General features: G+C 69.2%; 23 protein-coding genes. 16 read left to right on the plus strand and 7 right to left on the minus strand.

Translation table 11 applies throughout. The features are described from left to right. Position 1: 1 nt before the first annotated feature. Together H4281_RS21960 and H4281_RS21965 are read left to right on the plus strand one after the other, a co-directional pair. Entirely contained in the window at positions 2–892 is an 891-nt protein-coding gene (locus tag H4281_RS21960) for an SDR family oxidoreductase (protein WP_182892815.1), read from the plus strand. Between the two features lie 8 nt (positions 893–900). Beyond that, positions 901–1,374 carry a pyridoxamine 5'-phosphate oxidase family protein gene (locus H4281_RS21965; RefSeq protein WP_182892816.1) on the plus strand — a complete coding sequence of 158 codons (474 nt, stop codon included), beginning with the start codon at positions 901–903 and terminating at the stop codon, positions 1,372–1,374. On the opposite strand, the gene H4281_RS21970 is transcribed toward H4281_RS21965, so the two are convergent. Next, on the minus strand, positions 1,371–2,414 hold the full coding sequence (locus tag H4281_RS21970) for a zinc-binding dehydrogenase (RefSeq protein WP_182892817.1): 1,044 nt from the start codon (positions 2,412–2,414) through the stop codon (positions 1,371–1,373). The two genes, H4281_RS21965 and H4281_RS21970, sit on opposite strands and share 4 nt — an antisense overlap. A 68-nt stretch (positions 2,415–2,482) precedes the next feature. On the opposite strand from H4281_RS21970, the gene H4281_RS21975 reads away from it, so the two are divergent. From H4281_RS21975 to H4281_RS21990, 4 genes are all read left to right on the plus strand, one after another. Continuing rightward, positions 2,483–3,250, plus strand: coding sequence for a helix-turn-helix transcriptional regulator (locus H4281_RS21975; protein ID WP_182892818.1), 768 nt, complete (start codon positions 2,483–2,485; stop codon positions 3,248–3,250). Positions 3,251–3,325: 75 nt separating this feature from the next. After that, a complete protein-coding gene (locus H4281_RS21980; RefSeq protein ID WP_182892819.1) occupies positions 3,326–4,795 on the plus strand; it encodes a flavin-containing monooxygenase in 1,470 nt (489 codons plus the stop codon). After that, complete coding sequence (locus H4281_RS21985) at positions 4,792–5,652, plus strand: metal-dependent hydrolase (protein ID WP_182892820.1); 861 nt, start codon at positions 4,792–4,794, stop codon at positions 5,650–5,652. The genes H4281_RS21980 and H4281_RS21985 overlap by 4 nt, the downstream gene beginning before the upstream one ends. Further along, entirely contained in the window at positions 5,649–6,647 is a 999-nt protein-coding gene (locus H4281_RS21990; protein ID WP_182892821.1) for a PDR/VanB family oxidoreductase, read from the plus strand. Before H4281_RS21985 ends, H4281_RS21990 begins: the two co-directional genes overlap by 4 nt. Here H4281_RS21990 and H4281_RS21995 read toward each other — a convergent pair. Continuing rightward, on the minus strand, positions 6,644–6,928 hold the full coding sequence (locus tag H4281_RS21995) for a YciI family protein (protein WP_182892822.1): 285 nt from the start codon (positions 6,926–6,928) through the stop codon (positions 6,644–6,646). The two genes, H4281_RS21990 and H4281_RS21995, sit on opposite strands and share 4 nt — an antisense overlap. Before the next feature lie 197 nt (positions 6,929–7,125). Between H4281_RS21995 and H4281_RS22000 the strand changes: the two genes are divergently transcribed. The 4 genes from H4281_RS22000 to H4281_RS22015 all read left to right on the plus strand — a co-directional run bounded on the left by H4281_RS22000 (position 7,126) and on the right by H4281_RS22015 (position 10,348). Beyond that, complete coding sequence (locus H4281_RS22000; RefSeq protein WP_051172562.1) at positions 7,126–7,701, plus strand: SigE family RNA polymerase sigma factor; 576 nt, start codon at positions 7,126–7,128, stop codon at positions 7,699–7,701. A gap of 52 nt (positions 7,702–7,753) precedes the next feature. Beyond that, positions 7,754–8,944 carry an N-acetylglucosamine-6-phosphate deacetylase gene (gene nagA, locus H4281_RS22005; RefSeq protein ID WP_182892823.1) on the plus strand — a complete coding sequence of 397 codons (1,191 nt, stop codon included), beginning with the start codon at positions 7,754–7,756 and terminating at the stop codon, positions 8,942–8,944. 32 nt (positions 8,945–8,976) lie between these two features. Continuing rightward, complete coding sequence (locus H4281_RS22010; protein WP_182892824.1) at positions 8,977–9,501, plus strand: hypothetical protein; 525 nt, start codon at positions 8,977–8,979, stop codon at positions 9,499–9,501. Positions 9,502–9,643: 142 nt separating this feature from the next. After that, positions 9,644–10,348, plus strand: coding sequence for a DedA family protein (locus tag H4281_RS22015; RefSeq protein ID WP_037808826.1), 705 nt, complete (start codon positions 9,644–9,646; stop codon positions 10,346–10,348). A gap of 63 nt (positions 10,349–10,411) precedes the next feature. Here H4281_RS22015 and H4281_RS22020 read toward each other — a convergent pair whose 3' ends face one another. The 3 genes from H4281_RS22020 to H4281_RS22030 all read right to left on the minus strand — a co-directional run bounded on the left by H4281_RS22020 (position 10,412) and on the right by H4281_RS22030 (position 13,394). Next, positions 10,412–11,806: an FAD-binding oxidoreductase gene (locus H4281_RS22020; RefSeq protein ID WP_182892825.1), complete on the minus strand. Its 1,395-nt coding sequence runs from the start codon at positions 11,804–11,806 to the stop codon at positions 10,412–10,414. A gap of 50 nt (positions 11,807–11,856) precedes the next feature. Next, a complete protein-coding gene (locus H4281_RS22025; RefSeq protein WP_182892826.1) occupies positions 11,857–12,438 on the minus strand; it encodes a class I SAM-dependent methyltransferase in 582 nt (193 codons plus the stop codon). Positions 12,439–12,512: 74 nt separating this feature from the next. Beyond that, positions 12,513–13,394, minus strand: coding sequence for an NAD-dependent epimerase/dehydratase family protein (locus H4281_RS22030; protein ID WP_182892827.1), 882 nt, complete (start codon positions 13,392–13,394; stop codon positions 12,513–12,515). Between the two features lie 90 nt (positions 13,395–13,484). Between H4281_RS22030 and H4281_RS22035 the strand changes: the two genes are divergently transcribed. Then, entirely contained in the window at positions 13,485–14,060 is a 576-nt protein-coding gene (locus H4281_RS22035) for a TetR/AcrR family transcriptional regulator (protein ID WP_182892828.1), read from the plus strand. Between the two features lie 266 nt (positions 14,061–14,326). Here the strand turns inward: H4281_RS22035 and H4281_RS22040 are convergent, their stop codons facing one another. Further along, a complete protein-coding gene (locus tag H4281_RS22040; RefSeq protein ID WP_182892829.1) occupies positions 14,327–15,841 on the minus strand; it encodes an MFS transporter in 1,515 nt (504 codons plus the stop codon). 89 nt (positions 15,842–15,930) lie between these two features. On the opposite strand from H4281_RS22040, the gene H4281_RS22045 reads away from it, so the two are divergent. Continuing rightward, positions 15,931–16,503: a TetR/AcrR family transcriptional regulator gene (locus tag H4281_RS22045; RefSeq protein ID WP_182892830.1), complete on the plus strand. Its 573-nt coding sequence runs from the start codon at positions 15,931–15,933 to the stop codon at positions 16,501–16,503. Positions 16,504–16,995: 492 nt separating this feature from the next. Here H4281_RS22045 and H4281_RS22050 read toward each other — a convergent pair whose 3' ends face one another. After that, the gene (locus tag H4281_RS22050) at positions 16,996–17,421 is read right to left on the minus strand and encodes a PPOX class F420-dependent oxidoreductase (RefSeq protein WP_182892831.1); all 426 of its coding nucleotides are present in this window, start codon (positions 17,419–17,421) and stop codon (positions 16,996–16,998) included. 252 nt (positions 17,422–17,673) lie between these two features. Between H4281_RS22050 and H4281_RS22055 the strand changes: the two genes are divergently transcribed. The 4 genes from H4281_RS22055 to H4281_RS22070 all read left to right on the plus strand — a co-directional run bounded on the left by H4281_RS22055 (position 17,674) and on the right by H4281_RS22070 (position 22,489). Continuing rightward, positions 17,674–18,201 carry a MarR family winged helix-turn-helix transcriptional regulator gene (locus H4281_RS22055; protein ID WP_182892832.1) on the plus strand — a complete coding sequence of 176 codons (528 nt, stop codon included), beginning with the start codon at positions 17,674–17,676 and terminating at the stop codon, positions 18,199–18,201. Then, on the plus strand, positions 18,198–20,825 hold the full coding sequence (locus tag H4281_RS22060; protein WP_182892833.1) for an MFS transporter: 2,628 nt from the start codon (positions 18,198–18,200) through the stop codon (positions 20,823–20,825). Before H4281_RS22055 ends, H4281_RS22060 begins: the two co-directional genes overlap by 4 nt. Continuing rightward, positions 20,822–21,646 (plus strand): YceI family protein, encoded by an 825-nt coding sequence (locus tag H4281_RS22065; protein WP_182892834.1) that lies wholly within the window; start codon positions 20,822–20,824, stop codon positions 21,644–21,646. The genes H4281_RS22060 and H4281_RS22065 overlap by 4 nt, the downstream gene beginning before the upstream one ends. A gap of 165 nt (positions 21,647–21,811) precedes the next feature. Further along, complete coding sequence (locus H4281_RS22070) at positions 21,812–22,489, plus strand: DedA family protein (RefSeq protein WP_182892835.1); 678 nt, start codon at positions 21,812–21,814, stop codon at positions 22,487–22,489. The last annotated feature ends 4 nt before the right edge of the window (positions 22,490–22,493 follow it).

Raw genomic sequence — 22,493 nt, forward strand, 5'->3', positions numbered from 1 at the left:
CGTGGCTCAGAAGCAGGTCGACGGCAAGGTCGTGCTCATCACCGGAGCCGCTCGCGGGATCGGAGCCGGCCTGGCCGAGCGGCTCGCCGCGCGCGGAGCCAAGGTCGCGCTCGTCGGCCTCGAGGCCAGCGAACAGGAGGCGGTCGCCAAGCGGATCGGACCGAACGCGAAGTCCTGGGAAGCCGACGTGACCAGCTGGGACGACCTCGAGCGCGTCACCGAGGGCGTGGTCGAGCACTTCGGCGGCATCGACATCGTCATCGCCAACGCGGGCATCGCGACCGCCGGATTCGTGCGCTCGGTGGACCGCGCCGCGTTCGAGCGGGTGATCGAGGTCGACCTGCTCGGCGTGTGGCGCACGTTCCGCGTCACGATGCCGCACGTCATCGAACGCCGCGGCTACCTGCTCGGCATTTCCTCGCTCGCCGCGATCACGCACGCGCCCGGCATGGCGAACTACGCCGCCGCGAAGGCCGGCGTCGAGGCGTTCTGCAACAGTCTCCGCGCGGAGGTCGCGCATCTCGGCGTGAAGGTCGGCGTCGCGCACCCGACCTGGATCCGCACCGACCTGGTCGAAAGCGCCGACGCGCACCCGGTGTTCGGCAAACTGCGTTCCGGGATGCCGGGTTTGCTCGGCAAGACCTACCCGCTGGACGTCGCGCTCGACGACCTGGAAGCCGGGATTCTGCGCCGCGCGCGGACGATCCACGTGCCACGCTGGGTCGGCGGCCTGAAGCTGCTGCGCTCGTTCCTGCCGCCGATCGTCGAACTCGGCGCGCGGACCCGGGTGCCGGCGGCGGACCGGGCCGCGCTGAAGGACGTCGAGGAGCGCGGCGCGTTCGAGTCGTCGGTCAACGGCCACGGCGGACGCGCGGCCACCAAGCGCAGCTGAGGAGCGCCATGTCCCGTCGCGACCAGATCCGGATGACTCCGGACGAAGTGCAGGCCTACCTGGCCGAGCAGAAGGTCATCAACGTGGCCTCGGTCGGCCCGAACGGCAGGCCGCACCTCACCGCCCTCTGGTACTACCCGCACGAGGGCGGGGTCGCGACGTGGACCTATGGCACCTCGCAGAAAGCGAAGAACCTGCGCCGGCTGCCCGAGGCGACCGTGCTGATCGAAAGCGGCGATTCGTACGACCAGCTGCGCGGGCTTTCGTTCGAGGCGGACGTCGAGTTCGTCGAGGACACCGAGCAGGTCACGGCGATGGGGATCGCGCTGATGATGCGCTACTCCGGAGCCGAACCGGGCGCACCGGCACCCGACGAACTGCGGACCTTCATCGAACGGCAGGCCCCGAAGCGGGTCGGGCTGATCCTGCGTCCGACGAAGATCGCGAGCTGGGATCACTCGAAACTCGGCGGCGGCTACTAAGGGACGAGAGCCACGAAGCTCAGCCCGGAGGTACGTTCAGCCAGGTCGAGAGCGCTTTCTGGATCGTCCAGGCTGGCCTTCAGCAGTTCGACGGCGGCAAGGTCCAGCGCACCCGAGCGGACAAGGTTCCACACCGTCCGCACCGTCTCGTCGTCGCTCATCCAGGAACCGCGCAGGGTGAGCCTGCGGTGCATGAATTCGCCGTACGGAATGGTCAAATCCTGGCGTACGCCGCCGACGAGCACCAGGGTGCCGCGCACGCGCAGGCTGTCGTAGGCCGCCATCGTCGCGTCCGCCGTCGGGGTGGCACCGAGAGCGTCGAGGGCCACGTCCACCGGGCCGATCGCCGCCGCGTCCGTCGTGCGATCGCCGGTCAACTGGTGGGTACGCACGCGCGGACCGAGCTCGGCCAGCCGGTCGAGTGCCTCCTTGTTGCGGCCCACCGCCGTCACGGTCGCCGCGCCTTCCGCCAGCGCCAGCAACACGGCAGCGCCGCCCATCTGACCGGTCGCGCCGATCACCGCGACGTCGCGTCCGGCCAGCGGACCCGCGGTGTGCAATCCCGCGGCGGCAACGCAGAGCCACGGCAGAAACGCCAGCCGTGCCGGGTCGGGGTAATTCTCGGCACCGGGCAGCTTGACCATCGTTTCCTTGGCACACAACGCTTTTTCCGCGAACGCACCGTCGCGCCAGACCTCGCGCATGCGGTCCGTGCGTTCGGTGCTGCCGGAAGCGCCGAGGCCCACCCAGCCGACCAGGATCTCGTCGCCGTCGCCCGCGTTGAGCAACGCCGTATCCAGCACGATGTCGCCCGGCGCGACATGGAACACGTCCGGCGCGACGTCAGTCACGCGGCCAACGCACGAAGGGCCGAGGATCAGCGGAATCGGCAGGCTACCGCGGCCTCCCGCCACCACCGCCTTCGTGTAGGCCGGGAGGTGCGCGGCGAGCACCTCCACGACTACGCCACCGCCCTGCAGCGTGGGTTCCGGTGCCTCCGAGAGGCGCAGGCCTTGTGCGTCAACAGTCCAAGCTCGCATGAATCCAGCCTCGCGCGCCGTTAAGCTGGTATCCAGAATCGCGTTATTCTGGTACCGGAGGTTCTAGGGTGAGCGCCGAACTGGGCACCTTCCTGCGCAGCCGCCGCGAGCGGATCGCCCCGGCCGACGCGGGCCTGCCGGTCACCGGACGCCGCCGCACCCCCGGATTGCGCCGCGAGGAGCTGGCTCTGCTGGCCGGGATCAGCGCCACCTGGCTCACCTATCTCGAGCAGGGCCGCGACGTCCGCCCGTCCGACCAGGTGCTCGACGCCCTGGCCCGGGCACTGCGGCTGACCAGCGCCGAGCAGGAACACCTGCGTCGCCTCGCCGATGGCGGAGCAACCGCCGAGGACGCGCCCGAGGAAGCCGCGCCCGAGGTCGCGGGCGTCCCGGCGATGCTCGGCGACAACCCCGCGTACGTCACCGGCATCTGCTACGACCTGCTCGCGTACAACGACGCCGCCGCGGAACTGTTCCAGCACATCGAGCCGGGTGCGAACGTCGTCCGCTGGATGTTCACCGAGCCCGCCGCCCGCGAGATCCTCGTCGACTGGGAGCAGGAGGCGCGCAACATCCTGGCCCGGCTGCGCGCGATCGCCGGGCGGCATCCCGGCCACCCGCGCGTGACCCGGCTCGTAGCCGAGCTGACCGAGGCGAGCCCTGAGGTGCGCGAGTGGTGGCCGCACTACGAAATCCAGTTCAGCCACGCAGGTCAGAAGCGCTTTCGGCACCCCCGGCTAGGCGTGGTGACGGCGACGCACGCCGCGTTCCACGTGGCCGAGCGTCCGGAGCAGACGCTGGTGGTCTACCGCCTGCCGAGTGATACTGACGAGTAGGAAGTACTTTCAAGTAACTGTTACCTGAGGTAACATCAACGCTGCCAGACCCCCAGCGCAGCGGAGGCCGACAAGATGACCGAGCGGTTCAAGGTCGTGATCGTGGGCACCGGGTTTTCCGGGCTCGGCCAGGCGATCCAGCTCGAAAAAGCAGGCATCCGGGACTACGTGATCCTGGAGAAGGCCGACGAGGTCGGCGGCACCTGGCGGGACAACTCGTACCCGGGATGCGCGTGCGACGTGCAGTCGCACATGTACTCGTTCTCCTACGCGCAAAACCCGGACTGGAGCCGGTCGTTCTCGCCGCAGCCGGAGATCTTCGACTACCTCAAGGGCGTCGCCGACAAATACCGGCTGCGGGACAAGATCCGGTTCGGCACCGAGATCACCGGTGCGCACTGGGACGAGAGCGAACGCCGCTGGACGGTGGAGACCAAGGGCGGCACCGAGTTTTCCGCGCAGTTCCTCGTCGCAGGCGTCGGCGGACTGCACATCCCGCAGATCCCGAAACTGCCGGGCATCGCCAAGTTCAAGGGCCAGACCTGGCATTCGGCGCAGTGGAACCACGAGTTCGACCTGGCCGGCAAGCGGGTCGCGGTGATCGGCACCGGCGCGAGCGCGGTGCAGTTCGTGCCGAAGATCGCGCCCGAGGTCGGCGAACTGACGCTGTTCCAGCGCACTCCGCCGTGGATCATGCCGAAGCCGGACCACGCGATGCCGGGCTGGGCGAGGCAGTTGTTCAAGCGCGTTCCGGGCACGCAGCGGCTGTATCGCAACGCGTTGTACTGGATGCTCGAATCCCGCGCGATCGGGTTCAACGGGCATCCGAAACTCATGCAGGCCGCCGAGGTCCTCGCGCGCAGGCACATCGCGAAGGGCATCAAAAACCCCGCGCTGCGCCGGAAAGTCACGCCCGACTACACGATGGGCTGCAAACGCGTCCTGCTGTCGAATGACTACTTCCCCGCACTGGACCGGCCGAACGTCGATGTCGTCACCGACGGCGTCGCCGAGGTCCGCGCGCACAGCATCGTCGACACCGCCGGGGTCGAGCACGAGGTCGACGCGATCATCTACGGCACCGGCTTCAAGGTGACCGACGCGCTGGAGTACCTCGACATCACCGGCGTCGGCGGCCGCGATCTCGCGAAAACCTGGGCCACCGAAGGGATCCAGACGCACAAGGGGATCACCGTGTCCGGGTTCCCCAACCTGTTCTTCCTGCTCGGCCCGAACACCGCGCTCGGCCACAACTCCGTGGTGTTCATGATCGAATCGCAGTCCCGCTACGTGGTCGACGCGATCCGGCTGGCCGATTCCCGCGGCGCGGCGGCACTGGACGTGCGCCCGTCGGTGCAGGACGAATTCCAGGAACAGATCCAGGACAAGCTGGTCAAGGGCGTGTGGACGCAGGGCGGCTGCAAGAGCTGGTACCTCGACGCGAAGGGCGTCAACCGGACGATCTGGCCGGGCTTCACCTGGCGGTACTGGCTGGAGACGCGGCGCGTCGAGCCGAGCGACTACGAGCTGAGCGGCCGGTCATGAGTGCCGATCACGAGCAGATCGTGCTCCACGCGCGCGACGTGGAGTTCGACTGGTCGAAGCTGCCGATGCACTGGATTCCCGGGCAGCCGCAGGCCACGCACAGCATCAACGTGCTGCACCTGGCGCTGCCCGAGGGCGAACGCTGGTTCGTCGAGGTGTTCAAGCAGGCTGTCCCGCTGATCCGCGACGAGCGGCTCAAGGAGGACGTGCTCGGCTTCATCGGCCAGGAGGCGATGCACGCCGTGGCGCACGACGGCGCGGCAGAGCACCTGGAGTCCGCCGGGGTTTCCGTGCGGCCCTATATCGCGCAGATGGAGTGGATGTTCCGGCGGCTGCTCGGCGACCGGCCCGGATCGAGCCGGGAATGGCTGATCGAACGGCTCGCGCTGGTCGCGGCGATCGAGCACTACACGGCGTTTCTCGGCCAGTGGATCCTCGACGCGAAGGAACTCGACGCGGCGGGCGCGGACGAAACGATGCTGGATCTCCTTCGCTGGCACGGCGCGGAGGAGGTCGAGCACCGATCGGTGGCCTACGACCTGTTCTGCCACCTCGACGGCCGCTACGGTCGGCGAGTGCGTTCGATGCTCGTAGTGACGCCGGTACTGGCGTGGATTTTCCTTCGTGGCACCCGATTCCTGATGAAGAACGATCCGACTCGACCCGGCCGCACCAGCTGGCGGGCCTACCGGCGCGCCGCCCGGCAAGGCTTGCTGCCCGGACCGCGCGAACTGCTGCGCGAGATCCGGCCGTACTTCCGGAAGTCGTATCACCCCACCGAAACCGGCAACACCGACCAGGCGGTGGCGTACCTGGCGAGTTCGCCCGCGGCCAAGGCCGCCGACGCTCCGCGATGACCGCACCGCAGTTCCCGCCCCGGCTCGACGGCAGCGGCAGGCGCGACCGGCTGATGTCCACATTGGTCGCGGTCGGCGCGGCTTATCGAAGGCTGGCCGAGGTTTCCGGCCGGCGTCGTCCGCCGGTGCGGGAGGTCGACCGTCGCCTTCCGTTGGTGATCGACGCGGTGCGCGCCGAGGCCGTCGGCGTGGTGAGTCTCCGGCTCGTGCGGCCCGATTCAGCACCGTTGCCCGCGTGGCGTCCGGGCGCGCACATCGACTTGATGCTGCCTTCGGGAGAAGTGCGGCAGTACTCGCTGTGCGGCTCGCCTTCGGACCTGTCGCACTACCGGATCGCCGTGCGGCGCATCGGTTCCGCGTCCGCCGAGGTGCACGCGCTCACCGCCGGAACCCGCGTCACTGTGCGCGGCCCACGTAACGCTTTCCCGTTCGTCGCCGCGCCCGCGTATCACTTCGTGGCGGGCGGAATCGGGATCACGCCGATCCTGCCGATGGTGCGTCGCGCCGAAGCGAGCGGCGCGGATTGGCGGCTGGTTTACACCGGCCGAGACCGGGATTCGATGCCGTTCCTCGACGAACTCCCGGCCGAGCGAGTGCGGATCCGGCCGGACACGGAGTTCGGCATCCCGGCGTCCGGTGCGGAACTGCTGGAGGAAATGCCCGCCGGCGCTTCGGTGTACTGCTGCGGCCCGGTGCCGATGATCACCGGCGTCCGCGTCGACCTGGCCCGCGCGGGTGCCGCCGCGGTCTACTTTGAACGGTTCTCGCCGCCGCCCATCGTGGACGGCGAACCGTTCCGCGTGGTCCTGCGGCGCAGCGGCCGCACCCTCGACGTGCCTGCCGACCGCTCCACGCTCGACGTGGTGCGCGAGGTGCTGCCGGACGTGCCGTACTCGTGTCGCCAGGGTTTCTGCGGCACCTGCGAGGTAGCCGCCGAGGACGGCGGGCGCGTGCGGATTTGTGTCGACCGCGGGCCCGCCGTCCTGGAGCTTTAGTTCTGCGGGGGAACCCAGTCGCCGAGCACCGGCTTGAACTCGCGAACCGTGCGCTCGGCCACGACGCCTTCGAGCGCGTACGGGTCGTTGTCGATCAGCTCGGCCAGCGCCGTCTCGTCCTCGGCCTGCCAGAGCACCAGCCCGCCGGAGTTGTCGGCGAGCGGACCGGCCACCGCGACGCGGCCTGCCTCGATGTGCTCTTTCAGGTAGTCCCGGTGCCGCGGCCGGACGTCGGCCAGCTTCTCCTGGACATAGCGGATTTCGACGAGGTACCAGGCCATGCGCTTACTCCCGGGGTGGACACGACGGTGACGCCGCAGACGCTACCGGTGACCGCCGGGCGGACGCACCATGCGAGCGGTGGCAGCGGCAGGCCAACCCGATAGGCTAGGCGCGGGCGGAACCTGTGTGCACGCTGTGCCTATCGCGCACGCGTTGGGGCCTGCGGAGCGGACACGTCGAGGACAGGCGGGGATACATGCTGGAGGGGAACGCGGAACGCAGCGTCGAGGCGACCCTCGGCCACCTGCGGACCATGGACGGGCCGGTCCCGGCGCAGCCGCCGACCGCCCCGTTGAACCTGGAAGACCTCTACCGGCAGCACCGGATGCGGCTCGTGCGCCTCGCCATCCTGCTGGTCGACGAGCCCGCCACGGCCGAGGACGTCGTGCAGGAGGCGTTCACCGGCCTGCACCGCAACTGGGGCAGGCTGCGCGACGCCGCCGCGGCTGTCGGCTACCTGCGCACCGCGGTGGTCAACGGATCGCGCAGCGTGCTGCGCCGGCGCAAGACCGCCCGCGAGTACGTGCCCCCGCACGCGGTGAACGCCCGGTCCGCGGAAAGCCTCGCGATGCTCTCCAGCGAGCACCAGGCCGTGGTCAACGCCCTGTCGAAGCTTCCGCCGCGCCAGCGCGAGGTGCTCGTGCTGCGCTACTACGGCGGGCTGAGCGAAGCGGAGATTTCGGAAGCCGCGGGCATTTCGAAGGGCACCGTGAAGTCAACCGCCAGCCGGGCGCTGGAGGCGTTGCAGAAGGCAATGCAGCCGCCTCAGTGACCTGGGCGGACCAATCTCGCGCTGGTCGGCCCTCCTTGGTCCAGACCAATATATGCTGGACCGCGTGAAGCACCCCGGAGACTTCGTCATCACGGGCGGCCGCGTCGTGGCCCCGGACCGCGTACTCGACGACGGCTGGCTCGCCGTGTCCGGCGGACAGATCGCCGCGGTAGGCACCGGCACGCCCCCGAGCAGCCCGGACGCCGCGACGGTCGACGTCGCCGGAGCGCTGGTCGTGCCCGGTTTCGTGGATACCCACTGCCACGGCGGAGGCGGCGCGTCGTTCTCGACGCTCGACCCGGACGAGATCCGCACCGCGGTCCGCGCGCACCGGCGCCACGGCACCACGACCATGCTCGCGAGCCTGGTCTCCGACCCGATCGACCTGCTCACCGAGCAGATCGCCGCACTGCGCGAACTCGTGCAGGAGGGCGACCTCGCGGGCATCCACCTGGAGGGCCCGTTCATCTCGCGCGCCCGCTGCGGCGCGCACGACCCGGACACTCTGCGTGAACCGGACACCGGGACCGTCGAGAAGCTGCTGCGCGCCGGGCACGGCTCCATCCGGATGGTCACGCTCGCGCCCGAGCTGCACGGCGGCGTCAAGGCCGTCCGGCAGCTCGCCGAGTCCGGCGTGATCGCCGCGATCGGCCACACCGACGGGGTCGCTGACCAGCTGGTTCCGGCCATCGACGCCGGCGCGACGGTCGCCACCCACCTGTTCAACGGCATGCGCCCGCTGCACCACCGCGAGCCGGGCCCGGTCGGCGTGCTGCTCGACGACGAGCGGGTGACGGTCGAGCTGATCTGCGACCTGGTCCACCTGCACCCGACGGTCGTGCGGCTGGCCGCGCAGCACGCGGGCCGCGGCCGGACGGTGCTGATCACCGACGCCATGTCGGCCACCGACGCCGCCGACGGCCGCTACACCCTGGGCAGGCTGGAGGTCGACGTCCACGACGGCGTCGCCACCTTGGACAACGGTTCGCTGGCCGGAAGCACGCTGACCATGGACAACGCCTTCCGCAACCTGGTGAAGGGTGCGAAACTCGACGTACTGGACGCCGTCCGGGCGACGTCGGCGCGACCCGCCGAACTGCTCGGCATCGCCGACCGCACCGGCGCACTGCGCCCCGGCCTCGCCGCGGACGCCGTGATCCTGGACGACGACCTGCGCCCGTCCCGGGTACTGCACCGGGGCGAATGGGTGGCCGAGGCGGGCCGGGCTACCTTGAGTACGTGACGAGCTAGCACTTCGACAGGCGGACGGAGCGGATGAGCGAGCCGAAAGACCCGGAACGGTTACTGGCCGACGCGCTGCGTGCACAAGCCGTCTTCGCTCCGCACGTCGTGGCGAACCCCGCGGAAGAGCAGGCTGGTTCCGAAGCTTCGGGCACTGGCTCGGTCCAGCCCGGCGCTTCCGGAACGGGCTCGTTCAGCGCGGCCGGCGGCCCTGGCATTTCCGGCCCAGGCGCTGGCGGAACCGGCTCGTTCGGCGCCGCGGCCCAGACTGGCGCGCCGTCGCAGACCGGCCCGACCACCGAACTGCCGCCCAACTACGGCCTGCTGTCCGGAGCGGGCGCCGACTCGCTCGCCCGCGAACGCGCCGCCCTCGACGCGGCCGACACGTCGCCCGGAACCACCGGCTCGATCCCGCCGGTCGGCGCCTCCGACGCGACCGTCCGCCGTCCCGCTCAGGCGGCGCAGAACGGCCCGCTGCCCGCGCACTGGGTCCTGCTGCTGGCAGTGCTGCTCGGCCTCGCCGCCGGGTCCGTCATCGGCCTGCTGACGCTGATCTGAGCCGCGCCGCCGCCCGCGCTTGCCCGGACGACCACTCCGGCAAGGCACTCCAGGGCCAAGTTCTTAACCCCGATCCCACACCGGTGACCTGCGATTCCTTGCCCGATGAGGCCACCGTGAGTCACCCTGTACCGTTTTCGGTGTGATTCTCGCCCAGAACACAGTGACCACCATGTCCCTGCTGCCGTCGTGGCTGGACCCGCAGCATCTGCTGAACGGGCTGACGGCCCCCGTGATCGCCGTGCTGTGCTTGATCATCTTCATCGAGAGCAGCATCTTCCCGGTTCTTCCCGGCGACTCGCTGCTGTTCACCGCGGGCCTGTTCATCGCGAACGGCACGCTGAAGGCTCCGCTGTGGCTGGTGTGCGTGCTGGTCACGGTCGCCGCGCTGCTGGGCAACGTCGTCGGGTACTACCTCGGCTACTTCGTCGGGCCGAAGCTGTTCAGCAGGCCAGACTCGAAGTTCTTCAAGCAGGAGTACGTCGACAAGACGCACACGTTCCTGGAGAAGCACGGCCCGAAGGCCGTCGTGCTGGCCCGGTTCGTGCCGTTCGTGCGGACGTTCATCACCTGGATCGCCGGCATCGGCCGGATGGACCCGAAGCGCTACTTCACGTACACGGTCATCGGCGGCATCCTGTGGGCCGCGGGCATCACCGTGCTGGGCTCGCTGCTGGGCAACATCGGCTTCATCCGGGACAACGTCGACGCGATCTTCGTCCTCATCGTGCTGGTGTCGGTCGTGCCGATCGCCATCGAGTACCTGAAGAGCCGCCGCGAGAAGAAGGCCCGTCCGGCCGACGGTTCGGCCGACGTCACGCAGCAGATCCCGCGCGTGCGCGACTGAGGTTTCTTGGCTGATCGAAGCGGCGTCCGGACTTTCCGGACGCCGCTTCGATCGTTTCCGGGGTCAGTCGGTCATCGAGAACATCGAGCCCGGGTTGAAGAGGTTCTCCGGGTCGAGCGCCTGCTTGATCTGCCGGTGCACGCGGATCCCGACCGGGCCGATTTCGCGGGCGAGCCATTCGCGCTTGATCTTGCCGACGCCGTGCTCGCCGGTCACTGTGCCGCCGAGCGACAGGCCGACCTCAAGGATCTCGTCGAACGCCTGCTGGGCGCGCGCGAACTCGTCCTCGGAATCGGGCGCATAAACGATGGTCGGGTGCATGTTGCCGTCCCCGGCGTGGCCGACGACAGCGATCTTGAGCCCGACCTTCTCGCTGATCCGTTCGCAGCCGCGGATCAGCTCGGCGATCCGGGTGCGGGGCACGCTGACGTCGTCGGTGAGCCAGACGCCGTAGGTCTCCAGCGCGGTCAGCACGACGCGGCGGGCCTGCAGCAGCATCTTGCCCTCTTCGAGGTCGTCCGTGGCGTAGACCAGGTCCGCGCCGCAGTCGGTGCAGATCTGTTCGAGGAGCGCCAGTTCGCGGCGGGCCGCCTCGCCGCCGGCGTCGGACTGGCCGAGCAGCAGGGCCTGACAGTCCGAGCCCGCGCCGAGGTCGGTGTTGAGGTAGGTCTCGGACGCCTTGATCGACGCCGCGTCCATGATCTCCAGCAGCGACGGCACCAACCCCTCGCGCACCGCCCGCGCGACCGCCTCGCCGGCCGCCTCGGTGGTATTGAACCCGGCGACAAAGGTGGCCGGGGCCTGCGGAAGCGGCCGCAGCGAGACGGTCGCCTGGGTGATGACGCCGAGCGTGCCCTCGCTGCCGATGAACAGCTTGGTCAGGTCGTAACCCGCGACGCCCTTCACCGTGCGGCGACCGGTCTTCAGCAGCGATCCGTCGGCGAGCACGACCTCAAGGCCGAGCACCGAATCCGTGGTCACGCCGTACTTCACGCAGCACAGGCCGCCCGCGTTGGTGGAGAGGTTGCCGCCGATGGTGCACCAGTCGTAGCTGGACGGGTCGGGCGGATAAAACAGGCCGTGCTTCTCGACCGCGGAGCGGAAGTCGAGGTTGACGACGCCCGGCTGCACGACGGCGAGCCGGTTGCCCGCGTCGACCTCGACGATCTCGTTCAGTTTGGTCAGGGAAAGCACGACACAGCCGTCGATCGCGTTGGCCGCACCGGAAAGCCCGCTGCCCGCCCCGCGCGGCACGATGGGAACTCTCGCTTCGGCACAGGCACGGACAGTCGCCTGCACTCCCGCGGTATCCGCCGGAAGCACTACCGCCAACGGTTTTCCCGAGGGAGCGAGCGGCATCATGTCGCGCGCGTAGGCGTCGGTGACGTCAGCGTCGGTGAGCACCGCGGCCGGGCCGAGGTCGTCCCGAAGCCGCTGGAGGAGGGCGTCGTTGCTCATCTCCGCATGGTAAACCGGGATCTCCGCAGTGCGGAATATTAATTCCGATATTAGCTGGTCCGCAGGGCGCGCAGCACGGTGTCCCGGGTGTGCGCGGTGCCCGGCGGAGCTGGCATGACCCGCGGCCGGCTCTCGTTGACGAGGACAGTCCACTCCTCGCCGAGAGCTTGCGCGATGTCGTCCGGCTGACAGTAATCCGCGTGCTCCTCCGACAGGTCCCGCGGATCGTGACCGGCGAAGAGAAACGTCCCGCCCGGCGCGACGGCGTCGAGCAGTTTCCGCAGCACCCGATCGTCTTTGCGGAGCGGGAAATACTGGACGCTGACCAGGTCGAACGCCCTCGCCGGAAGCGGACTCGCAGCCAGATCCGAACACACCCAGGCGATCCCGGCATGAGCGGCGGCCGCCCGCTGCAACGCGGTGCGCGAGATGTCGAGGGCCGTCACCTGCCACCCGCGCGCCGCCAGCCACCGCGCATCGGCCCCTTCGCCGCACCCGACGTCCAACGCCTGCCCCGGCGGCAGCCCCTCGGCCTCGGTGACGAGCACTCCGTTGGGCTCGCCACTGAACACCTGCGCACGACTGCGGTAAAGGTCTTCCCAGAACTGCGCGGTCTCCCCGGACGGAACCATTTTCGCGACCACCTCCGCCGTTCACGATTCCGCTGACCGCGCTGGACAGCAAGGTTCTTTGCCGGAACCGCAATTCAGGCCCGGATGTTCACCAGGTCCGCCAGCAGGCCGGGGTGTTCCGGTGCCCAGCCGAGCGCTTGCTGGGTGTGCGCACTGGAGGAGGGTTGGTCAGTCGCGAAGAGCGACCCAAGCGGCCCGTAGGTCTCCTCCGGCACCGATTCGACCGGAAGCCCCAGCCGCCGTCCGATGACCGCCGCGGTGTCCACGACCCGAACGCCTTCGTCGGCGACCGCGTGCCAGGCCGTACCAGGCTCCGCCTTCTCCAAAGCGAGCCGGAAAAGCACCGCCGCGTCGAGCGCGTGCACCGCGGGCCACCGCTGCGTCCCGTCGCCCGGATAACCGGACACTCCGGTTTGCCGCGCGATGGTGGTCAGCAGACCGGCAAATCCGCCCTCACCGTTGTTGTGCACCGTGCGCGGCAGGCGTACCGCGGACGTCCGGACCCCACGGTCCGCGAACTCCAACACCTCGGCGACCGTGCGCCCCCTGCCGCCGACGGGCCCGTCAGTCGCAACCGGATCAGCCTCGGTCGACGCGCGACCCGGCGCGTACGGCGTCCCCGAAACCGTGACCAACGGCCGATCGCTTCCGACGAGCACCTCGGCCTGCACCTTGAGCGCAGCTGTTTCCTCAGCGACCGCACTGGCGAGGGCTTCGGCGCTGCTGAACGCATTGGCGAAGGCGAGGTGAATCACCCCGTCTGCTTTGCCCGCGGCCTCGCGGATGACGTCCAGATCAGCCAGCGCACCCCGCACCGGCTCGGCACCAGCCTTCTCGGCCGCCGCGGCGGAAGCTTCCGACCGAGCAAGCGCGACGACCGAGTGGCCATGACCCAGCAGTTCGGCAACGACCGCGGAGCCAATCAACCCGGTCGCTCCGGTGACGAACACGCGCATTGGATTTCTCCCTCACAGTGATGGGACTCTTGTCCCGTCAGACGCTACCAGAGTGACGGGACAAAGGTCTCGTCACATAGGATGGTTTTCATGGCCCGATGGGAACCCGGAGCACGCGAACGGCTGGTCGTAGCGGCCGTCGACCTGTTCGCAGAACAGGGCTACGACGCCACGACGGTCGCGCAGATCGCCGAACGGGCGGGCGTCACGAAGAGCACGTTCTTCCGGCATTTCCCGGACAAGCGGGAGTTGCTGGTAGCGGGACAGGAAACGCTGAGCCGACTGCTCGCGGAGGGAATCGCCGACGCCCCCGCCGACGCCAGCCCGCTGGAAGCCGTCGCGAACGGCCTGCGCCGTGCTGCGACCGCGATGGGCCCGATGAACCGGGAACTCGCCCCGCGATTGAAGGCTGCCGTCGCGGCCAGTACGGAATTGCAGGAACGGGACGCGCTGAAAAGCGTCGGCCTCGCTGCGGCGATGACCGCCGCCCTGACCGCACGGGGGCTGCCCGACGCGACTGCGGCGCTCGCTAGCGAGTTGGGGGTGCTGGCTTTCAAGCGGGGGTATTTCGCGTGGTCGGAGAGCGACCGCGGGGATGACGATCCGGCGGAGTTTTTGGTGGCCGCACTGGAGGAACTTCGCGCGGCGAGTGCTTCGCTGGACTGACCGGCAGAGCCGAGTCGCAGATTGGCCCGGCGCGCGATACCGAGGCCCGTGCGGGGATCCCTGAGGAAATCAGAGTCCCCCAGGGTGCCCCCGCACGGAGTTTCGCAGGAGCGAACGCACCTGACCCCCAAGCAGCGCCAAGGGTTTTCGCTCGCCAAGCGTCGACGGAGCGCAGCCCGACAAGAAGTCTTTTCCTTGTCCGCCAGGCGAAACTGCACAGCCCGGCAGGCAGGCGAGTCTTTGCTCGCGTGCCTGCCGGAACCGAATCACGCCGACATCGCGGCTTCTTCCCGCTGCGCCGCCTGCGGGCGGTTTCGGCGGCGTCCCAACAAGAAGTACGCCTGCAGTGCCGTGTACACGAGGATCGCGGCACCCACCCACGCGCTTGTGTGCAGTGCCGTCACGAAGGATTCTCGGGCGGTGTTCAGCAGTTCCACGCCCTCGGTGGCGGGCAGGGAGTGCGCGGTGGCTACCGCACCGCCCAGCGTGTCGTGGGCTGCGGCGGGGGCGGTGGCTGGCAGGCCTGACTGGTAGACCGCCGTGGCGAGGCTGCCCAGCAGGGCGGTGCCGAGTGCGCCGCCCAGTTCGTAGCCCGTTTCCGAGATCGCCGACGCGGCACCGGCGCGGTTGACCGGGGCGGCGGAGATCACGAGGTCGTTCGTCAGGGTTTCCGACAGGGCCACCCCGCCGCCGACCAGGACGAACGCGATCACGACCGCGGCAAGTCCGGCGTCGGCTCCGATGGTGGTCAGGACCAGGAAGCCGGCCGCGCCGAGCAGCAGGCCCAGGCTGATCAGGACCGGCACCCGGACTCGACGGGCGAGCCAGGCGGCCGCGAGAGCGCCGACGACTCCGGCGACCGTCGCGGGCAGCATCCACAGTGCCGCGACCAGCGGCTTCAGCCCGAGGACCAACTGCAGATACTGCGGCAGCAGGAACAGCAGCCCGACCAGGGCGAACACGCCCAGCAGGTTCGTGATCACCGAGCCGGCGAACTTGCGGTTGGCGAACAGTCGAAGGTCCAGCATCGGCTGGTCGAGCCGCCGCTGCCGGCGGACGAACGCCGCGCCCAGCGCGAGGCCGAGCACCATCGCGGCCCCGGCCAGCCAGGTCAGTCCTTCGGTCGCGGCGATCTTCACGCCGTAGACGACCGGCAGCATCGTGCCGAGCGACAGCAGCGCCGACCACGGGTCGAAGCGGCCCGGGTTCGGGTCGCGGAACTCCGGCAGCAGCAACGGGCCCGCCACGAGCAGCAGCACCATCACCGGCACGTTGATCAGGAAGACCGAACCCCACCAGAAGTGCTCGAGCAGCCATCCGCCGACGACCGGGCCGACCGCCATCCCGCCGGAGAACGCCGCGCTCCAGATCGCGACCGCGGTACGTCGCGTGCGGTCCTCGGTGAAGATGCTGCGGATCAGCGACAGCGTGGACGGCATCAGCGTCGCGCCGCCGACGCCCAGCAGCGCCCGCGCGACGATCAGCATCAGCGGCGACGTGGCGAACGCCGCCAGCACCGAGGCCGCGCCGAACGCCGCACCGCCGATGAGCAGCAGCCGCCGTCTGCCGATCCGGTCGCCCAGCGTGCCCATGAAGACCAGCAATCCGGCCAGGACGAACGAGTAGACGTCGACGATCCACAGCTGTTCCGCACCCGTGGGCGCGAGATCCTCGCTGAGATAGGGGAGGGCGAACCCCAGGACTGTCGTGTCCACGCTGATCAAGAGCACTGGCAGCACCAGCACTGCCAAAGCCCACCACTGGCCTCCGCGCCGCACCATGGCGCACTCTTCCTTCCTTGTACCGTCCAGACGGTACAGTTTCGTTCCTGAGGTAGAAGGTAAACCGTCTGGACGGTATAGTCAAGGCGATGGCTAAACCTTCAGCACGTGAACGCATCCTCGGCTCGTACGAGGTCATCCTCGCCGACCGCGGCCCGGCCGAGATCACGCTCGACGCGGTCGCGGCGCACGCCGGGGTGTCCAAGGGCGGCCTGCTCTACCACTTCGGTTCGAAGGACGCCCTGCGCGACGGCCTGCTCGAACGCCTGGAGCGGCTGACCGACGAGGACCTCGAACGCGCGCGCAACGCACCGGAGGGCGTGGTCCGGCACTACCTGCGTTCGTCGATCACCGACGTCACGAGCGATCTCGCGCTGCACCGCACGACGATGGCCGCGCTCCGACTGGTGCTCAACGACCCGATCGCGGCGGAGGTGTCGCGGCGCTGCACCGAGCGCACCCGCGCGGTGATGCTCGAGCACGTCGAGGACCCGCTGACCGCGGAGCTGGTGATGCTGGTCGGCGAGGGCCTCTACATGCGCGCGGCGCTGGGCGAGGAGGCGACGGACAGCCTCCTGGCGCAGATCGAGGACATCGCCGACCGGATCGAGGCCGGGGCGCCGGTCAAGGCGACGGTCGCGGCGGGACACCGGAAGGGCTGAGCCGCCGGGACGGCAGGGCACGGCGAAAACCGGTGCGACCAGCCTGGTGCCGGGCAGCACGAATGCCGGAGCACCCGCACGAATCGACTGGTCTAAGGCCGAGAGCCAGAACCCCCGGGGCACCAGTCAAAGCGGCAAAAGGCGGCCGGGCTGGCGGCCCCAGCGAGGCAACCCAGGATCGAAGCCAGCCCGAAATCCCCCAGGGCACCGGCTCAAGCGCCCAAAGACGGCCGAGCTCGCACCCCAGCGAAGCGACCCCGAACCGAGGCCAGCGCGAGACCCCCAGGGCACCAGCCCAAGCACCCAAAGACAGCCGGACTGGCGACCCCAGCGAAGCGACCCCGAACCGAGGCCAGCCCGAAACCCCCAAGGGCACCAGCCCAAGCACCCAAAGACAGCCGGGCTCGCACCCCCAGCGAAGCGACCCCGAACCGAGGCCAGCCCGAAACCCCAGGCGCGCAAGCGAAATCCCGCGAAGGACAGCCGTAAACCTCAGCGCGCCAGCCCGTAAACCCGCTCGATCTCCACCGTCAGCACCAGCCGCCGATCCGCCACCATCGCCGCGCGGTACTCCGCCCAGTCCGGATGCTCGCCCGCCACCTTGCGGTACAGCGCGATCAACGCCTCCACCGACTCGTCGTCCGGTGCCGCGGCGACCGGCGACAGCACCGCCCGCCCCTCTGCCACCGCGTACGACCAGCCATTCGACGACGCCACGTGGTAGCTCACCCGCGGATCCCGGCGCATGTTCTTCGTCTTCGCGCGCGTGTCCGTGATCGACACCTGCAACTGGCGAGCGTCGCGGTCGAAGTAATGCGTCACCGTCGACAGCTGCGGGCGGCCGTCCCGTTTCAGGGTCGCCAGCACCCCCTGCTTGCCCGCCGCGATGAGGTCGTAGAGCGCCGTGTCGTCAGTCATACCTCTATGAAACCCGAGCGAGGAGGATCTGTTCCCGCCCCGAAACCCCCAGTGACCAGCGGTGTCCCCATATCGGGTGAAACCGGACGATACCCCTCCGGTTGAAATCTGCTTGCATGCGGCAACTAAAGTGTCTTGTGACACAACCGGGGGTCGGCCGCTTGCGAAATACGCCGTACGGGCACACTCTTGCTTAAGGCAACTAGTTGCAGTCGCCAACCAATGGTTTGCTCCACCCCAAGGAAGACCCACATGGCACCTCAGAACTCCGCCGTCAGGCCAGAGGCCGACCTCGACCTTGCCGACCAGCTCGGACACGAGCTGGTCCGGTTCATGCGCTTGATCACCAAGGCGAAGTCCCAGGTCGCCAAGCACGGACCGGACGGGATCGAGAGGGCCGCGTACGCGATCCTCTTCTGCCTCGTCCACGAAGGCCCGCAACGCACCAGCAAGCTGGCCGAGTTCCTGCACTCGGAGATCTCCACGATCAGCAGGCAGTCCAGCTCGCTCGTGCAGCACGGACTCGTCGAACGGCAGGCCGACCCCGAGGACGGCCGCGCCTGCTTGCTCGCCCCGACCGCCGAAGGCCTTCGCGTCTTCGACGAAAACCGCAAGCACCGCGCCCGGTGGCTGGCCGAAGTACTCGGCGATTGGAGCCAGGAGGAGCGCGAGACGCTCAACGAGCTTCTCGCGCGGCTCAACACAGGTATCGAAAAGAACAATCCGTCGCTGTCCGACACCGCGGCGACGGCACAGGCCAAGGGGGCCTCGAACGCATGACGTCCACCGTTGAAAAACAACCTCAGTCGCGAGGGGGAGCGCCCGCTGAAGACAGCGAGGGCGGTCCGCGGCTGACTCACCGCCAAATCGTCACGATCATCAGCGGCCTGATGTGCGGCATGTTCCTCGCCGCGCTCGACCAGACGATCGTGGGCACCTCGATCGTCCGGATCGCCAACGACCTGCACGGCTTCGATCTGCAGGCGTGGGCGACCACGGCGTACCTGATCACCTCGACGATCGCGACGCCGATCTACGGCAAGCTTTCCGACATCTACGGCCGCAAGCCGTTCTACCTCGCCGCGATCGCGATCTTCGTCGCCGGTTCGGCCGCCGCGTCGTTCTCGACCTCGATGTACGAACTGGCCGCGTTCCGCGCGGTGCAGGGTCTCGGCGCCGGCGGTCTGATGTCGCTGGCCATGACGATCATCGGCGACGTGGTCCCGCCGCGGGAACGCGCTCGCTACCAGGGCTACTTCCTCGCCGTGTTCGGCACTTCGACCGTGCTCGGCCCGGTGCTCGGCGGCTTCTTCGCCGGCTTCGACAGCCTCGGCGGCCTGCACGGCTGGCGCTGGGTCTTCCTGATCAACGTGCCGATCGGCATCATCGCGCTGTTCGTCGTCGCGAAGGTGCTGAACGTTCCGCACAACCGCCACGACCACAAGATCGACTGGTGGGGCGCGCTCACCATGGTCATCGCCGTGGTGCCGTTCCTGATCGTCGCCGAACAAGGCCAGAAGTGGGGCTGGGGCGACCAGAAGTCGATCTGGATGTACATCATCGGCGGCGTCGGCATCGTGCTGTTCATCGTCGTCGAGAAGCTCATGAAGGACGCCGCGCTGATTCCGCTGCGGCTGTTCAAGAACTCGACCTTCACCGTGGCCATCATCGGCGGCGTGATCGTCGGTGTGGCGATGTTCGGCGCGATCACGATGATCCCGCAGTACCTCCAGGTCGTGCAGGGCTACACGCCGACCGAATCCGGCCTGCTGATGCTGCCGCTGATGGTCGGCATCATGTCCAGCTCGATCATCTCCGGCCGGATCACCTCGAAGACCGGGCGCTACAAGATCTTCCCGGTCGTCGGCACGATCCTGATCGCGGCGGGCGCGTTCTTCTTCGCGCTGGTCAAGTACGACACCCCGATCTGGCACCCGCTGGTGGCCGCGCTGATCATCGGTCTCGGCCTCGGCCAGTGCATGCAGACGCTGATCATCGCGGTGCAGAACGCGGGCCCGCGCAAGGACATGGGCGTGTCGACCGCGTCGGCCACGTTCTTCCGCCAGATCGGCGGTACCGCGGGTGTCGCGGTGTTCCTGACGATTCTGTTCAACGTGCTGCCGGGCAACATCACCAAGGCCTTCGGCGGCCACCTGCCTCCGGGCGGGGGCGCCAACCTCGGCGACCTGTCGAGCAACACGAGCGTCATCCAGACGCTGCCGGAAGCGGTGCGCACGCCGATCCTGATCGGCTTCACCGAGTCCATCACCACGGTGTTCTGGGTCGCGGGCGGCGTCGCGCTGCTGGCCACGCTGGTGCTGCTGTTCATGAAGGAGATCCCGCTGGCGGGCATGAACCCGGCCGCGGCGGCCGTCGAAGGCGGCGAAGCGCTGCTGGACCTGGACGAACCCACCCCGGCCCCGGCCGCGGACGACACCGCCGAGATCAAGACCGGTTCGCTGTTCGAAGAAGCCCCGAAGGAGCCGGTGCTCGTCGGAGCGGGCGGGAGGCACGCGTTGACCAACGGGCACGGCGACCCCCAAGCGGTGACTGACGCCCGGCCGATGCCGATCACCAACTCGGTGGCCGACGCCGAATTCGGCACGGCCACCGGCTCGGGCGGCGTCCCGGTCACCGGCCACGTGCGCCGCCAGGACGGCAGCCACGTGAGCGCGGCCGCGCTGACCCTGATCGACCAGCAGGGCCGTCAGGTGGCGCGGGCGACCGGCAACGGCGACGGCAGCTACTCGATCCCGACCCAGGGTCCGGGGACGTACGTGCTGATCGTGTCCGCTCCCGGGCACCAGCCGCAGGCCTCCAGCGTGGTGGTCGGCGGGCACCCGGCGAACCTCGACGTCACGCTCACCGGGTCCGGCGAGCTGACCGGCGTGGTCCGTTCGATCGGCACCGCGACCCCGCTGGCCAACGCGACGGTCACGCTGACCGATTCGCGCGGCGAGGTCAACGGCGCGTTCATCACCGCCGAGGACGGCGTCTACACCTTCAGCGGCGTCGGCGCCGGGCAGTACACGCTGGTCGCGAGCGGCCCGCACTACCGCCCGGTCGCGGTCACGCTGACGGTGCCGGACAGCGGTGTGCTGCGCCACGACGTCGAACTCGCCGGCGCGGTGCTGCTCCAGGGCGTCGCGCGCACCGAGGGCGACCGGATCGTGCCGGACGCGCGGATCACCGTGCTCGACGCGAACGGCAACGTCGCGGCGGTGGCCCGCACCGACAGCGAGGGCCGCTACGTGGTCAGCGACCTGCCGATCGGCTCCTACACGGTCGTGGCGAGCGGGTACCCGCCCGCCACCAGCCAGGTGACGCTGAACGACGGCGAGGCCCAGCACGACGTGCGGCTGAGCTATGACCAGGCGCTCGACGAGCTGGTCGACCGGTCATGAGCGGGGGCCTGCGCGCACAGCTGCGCTCGAACGGCGGATGGCCGGTCGAGAACGCGGTGCTCACGGTCACCGACTTGAACGGACGACAGGTCGCTCGGCAGGTCACGGACGCGAAGGGGGCAGTGGTCACTGACCCGCTGCCCCCGGGCGTCTACACCGCCGTGATCACCGCGCCGGGGTACACGCCGCTGGCCCGTACCGTGCAGATCGGTTCCGACGGGGCCGGGCTGCTCGGCGACATCGCGCTCGTGCCGGTTTCCGGCGCGGTCGAGCTGCCGCCGGAGGGTCCGTGGACGATCGACCCGATGCACTCGTCGGTGGTCGCCACTGCGCGGCACATGGGCATCGCGAGCATCAAGGTGCGGTTCCCGGACGTGGCCGGCCGGATCGAGGTCGCCCGGCCGGTCGAGCGGTCGAGCGTGCACGCCGAGATCAAGGCGGGCAGCATCGAAAGCGGCATCAAGATGCGGGACGACCACCTGCGTTCGGCCGAATTCCTCGACGTCGACGCGTATCCGCTCATCACGTTCGAAAGCACCGGGCTTTCCCAGCTCGGCACGGACAACTGGGCGCTGCGCGGCGTGCTGACGCTGCACGGCGAACGCCGCGACGTCACGCTCGACCTGCGCTACACCGGGCACGGCCCGGACCCGTGGGGCGGCGTGCGCGCCGCGTTCCACGCCGAAACGCAATTGCACCGCAACGATTTCGCGATCAACTACAGCGCGATGGTGCGGGCGGGCGTGGCCGCGATCGGCACGACCGTCAAGGTGGAGCTGGACATCGAGGCGGTGCAGGGCGAGTCCCTGCCGCAGTTCTAGAGAAAACCGCGACGGGCCGCCCGGGAACTGTTCCGGGCGGCCTGTTCGTTGTCCTGGGCGAAAAGGGTGAACAGTCTGGTTATCCCAGGAATACCCAAAGTCACCGTATGCGGAGGATTCGATGGTTGCGTACTGCAGCCGGTCCCAGCCACGTAGGCTCTTCGCGTGAACCTCGACGCCGCTCAGCCCGCGCACGCCGCGGGAATCGGCCTGAGCTGGCTGGACACCGCCGGCCCGGTGCTCGTCTGGGTCATCGTGCTGTCGTTCGTGCTCATCGAGTGCGCGCTCATCATCGGGCTGTTCCTGCCGGGCGATTCCCTGCTGTTCGGCGCGGGCGTGGTGCTCGCGCAGCACGGCTCGGACCTCAACGCGTGGCTGCTTTCCGGAGCCGCACTGGTCACCGCCGTGTTCGGCAACCAGATCGGCTACTACATCGGCCGCGGCGCGGGCACCACGCTGATCGCCCGGCGCGGCGGGCGGATGCTCAACCGGCACAACCTCGAACGCGCGCAAGCCTTCCTGGACCGCAAGGGATTTTTCGCGATCGTCGCGGCCAGGTGGATCCCGTGGATCCGCACGCTGGCCCCGCTCATCGCGGGCGCCGCGCGGATGGATTCGCGGCGGTTCCTGCTCGCCACCACCGTCGGCGGGCTGCTGTGGGTGCCGACGCTGGTGCTGCTCGGCTACTACGGCGCGGGCCTGCTCGACGCCATCCCGTGGGTCAAGACCGCCGCACTGTGGGTGAGCATCGCGTTCTTCGTGTTCGGCACCGCGTACGGCGTGCTGCGCTACCGCCAGGAAATGCGGCGTCCGGTCGACGAACCCGACGACGCGCACGCCTGAGTTT

It is taken from the genome of Amycolatopsis dendrobii (assembly GCF_014145675.1).
In the GTDB taxonomy this organism is placed as follows: domain Bacteria; phylum Actinomycetota; class Actinomycetes; order Mycobacteriales; family Pseudonocardiaceae; genus Amycolatopsis; species Amycolatopsis dendrobii.

Bases quoted from the DNA above. Each gene is read 5' to 3' on its own strand.
- H4281_RS21965 (WP_182892816.1), top strand. From the start codon at position 901: ATGTCCCGTCGCGACCAGATCCGGATGACTCCGGACGAAGTGCAGGCC.
- H4281_RS21970 (WP_182892817.1), bottom strand. From the start codon at position 2,414: ATGCGAGCTTGGACTGTTGACGCACAAGGCCTGCGCCTCTCGGAGGCA.
- H4281_RS21980 (WP_182892819.1), top strand. From the start codon at position 3,326: ATGACCGAGCGGTTCAAGGTCGTGATCGTGGGCACCGGGTTTTCCGGG.
- H4281_RS21985 (WP_182892820.1), top strand. From the start codon at position 4,792: ATGAGTGCCGATCACGAGCAGATCGTGCTCCACGCGCGCGACGTGGAG.
- H4281_RS21990 (WP_182892821.1), top strand. From the start codon at position 5,649: ATGACCGCACCGCAGTTCCCGCCCCGGCTCGACGGCAGCGGCAGGCGC.
- H4281_RS21995 (WP_182892822.1), bottom strand. From the start codon at position 6,928: ATGGCCTGGTACCTCGTCGAAATCCGCTATGTCCAGGAGAAGCTGGCC.
- H4281_RS22000 (WP_051172562.1), top strand. From the start codon at position 7,126: ATGCTGGAGGGGAACGCGGAACGCAGCGTCGAGGCGACCCTCGGCCAC.
- nagA (WP_182892823.1), top strand. From the start codon at position 7,754: ATGCTGGACCGCGTGAAGCACCCCGGAGACTTCGTCATCACGGGCGGC.
- H4281_RS22010 (WP_182892824.1), top strand. From the start codon at position 8,977: ATGAGCGAGCCGAAAGACCCGGAACGGTTACTGGCCGACGCGCTGCGT.
- H4281_RS22020 (WP_182892825.1), bottom strand. From the start codon at position 11,806: ATGAGCAACGACGCCCTCCTCCAGCGGCTTCGGGACGACCTCGGCCCG.
- H4281_RS22025 (WP_182892826.1), bottom strand. From the start codon at position 12,438: ATGGTTCCGTCCGGGGAGACCGCGCAGTTCTGGGAAGACCTTTACCGC.
- H4281_RS22030 (WP_182892827.1), bottom strand. From the start codon at position 13,394: ATGCGCGTGTTCGTCACCGGAGCGACCGGGTTGATTGGCTCCGCGGTC.
- H4281_RS22035 (WP_182892828.1), top strand. From the start codon at position 13,485: ATGGCCCGATGGGAACCCGGAGCACGCGAACGGCTGGTCGTAGCGGCC.
- H4281_RS22040 (WP_182892829.1), bottom strand. From the start codon at position 15,841: ATGGTGCGGCGCGGAGGCCAGTGGTGGGCTTTGGCAGTGCTGGTGCTG.
- H4281_RS22045 (WP_182892830.1), top strand. From the start codon at position 15,931: ATGGCTAAACCTTCAGCACGTGAACGCATCCTCGGCTCGTACGAGGTC.
- H4281_RS22050 (WP_182892831.1), bottom strand. From the start codon at position 17,421: ATGACTGACGACACGGCGCTCTACGACCTCATCGCGGCGGGCAAGCAG.
- H4281_RS22055 (WP_182892832.1), top strand. From the start codon at position 17,674: ATGGCACCTCAGAACTCCGCCGTCAGGCCAGAGGCCGACCTCGACCTT.
- H4281_RS22060 (WP_182892833.1), top strand. From the start codon at position 18,198: ATGACGTCCACCGTTGAAAAACAACCTCAGTCGCGAGGGGGAGCGCCC.
- H4281_RS22065 (WP_182892834.1), top strand. From the start codon at position 20,822: ATGAGCGGGGGCCTGCGCGCACAGCTGCGCTCGAACGGCGGATGGCCG.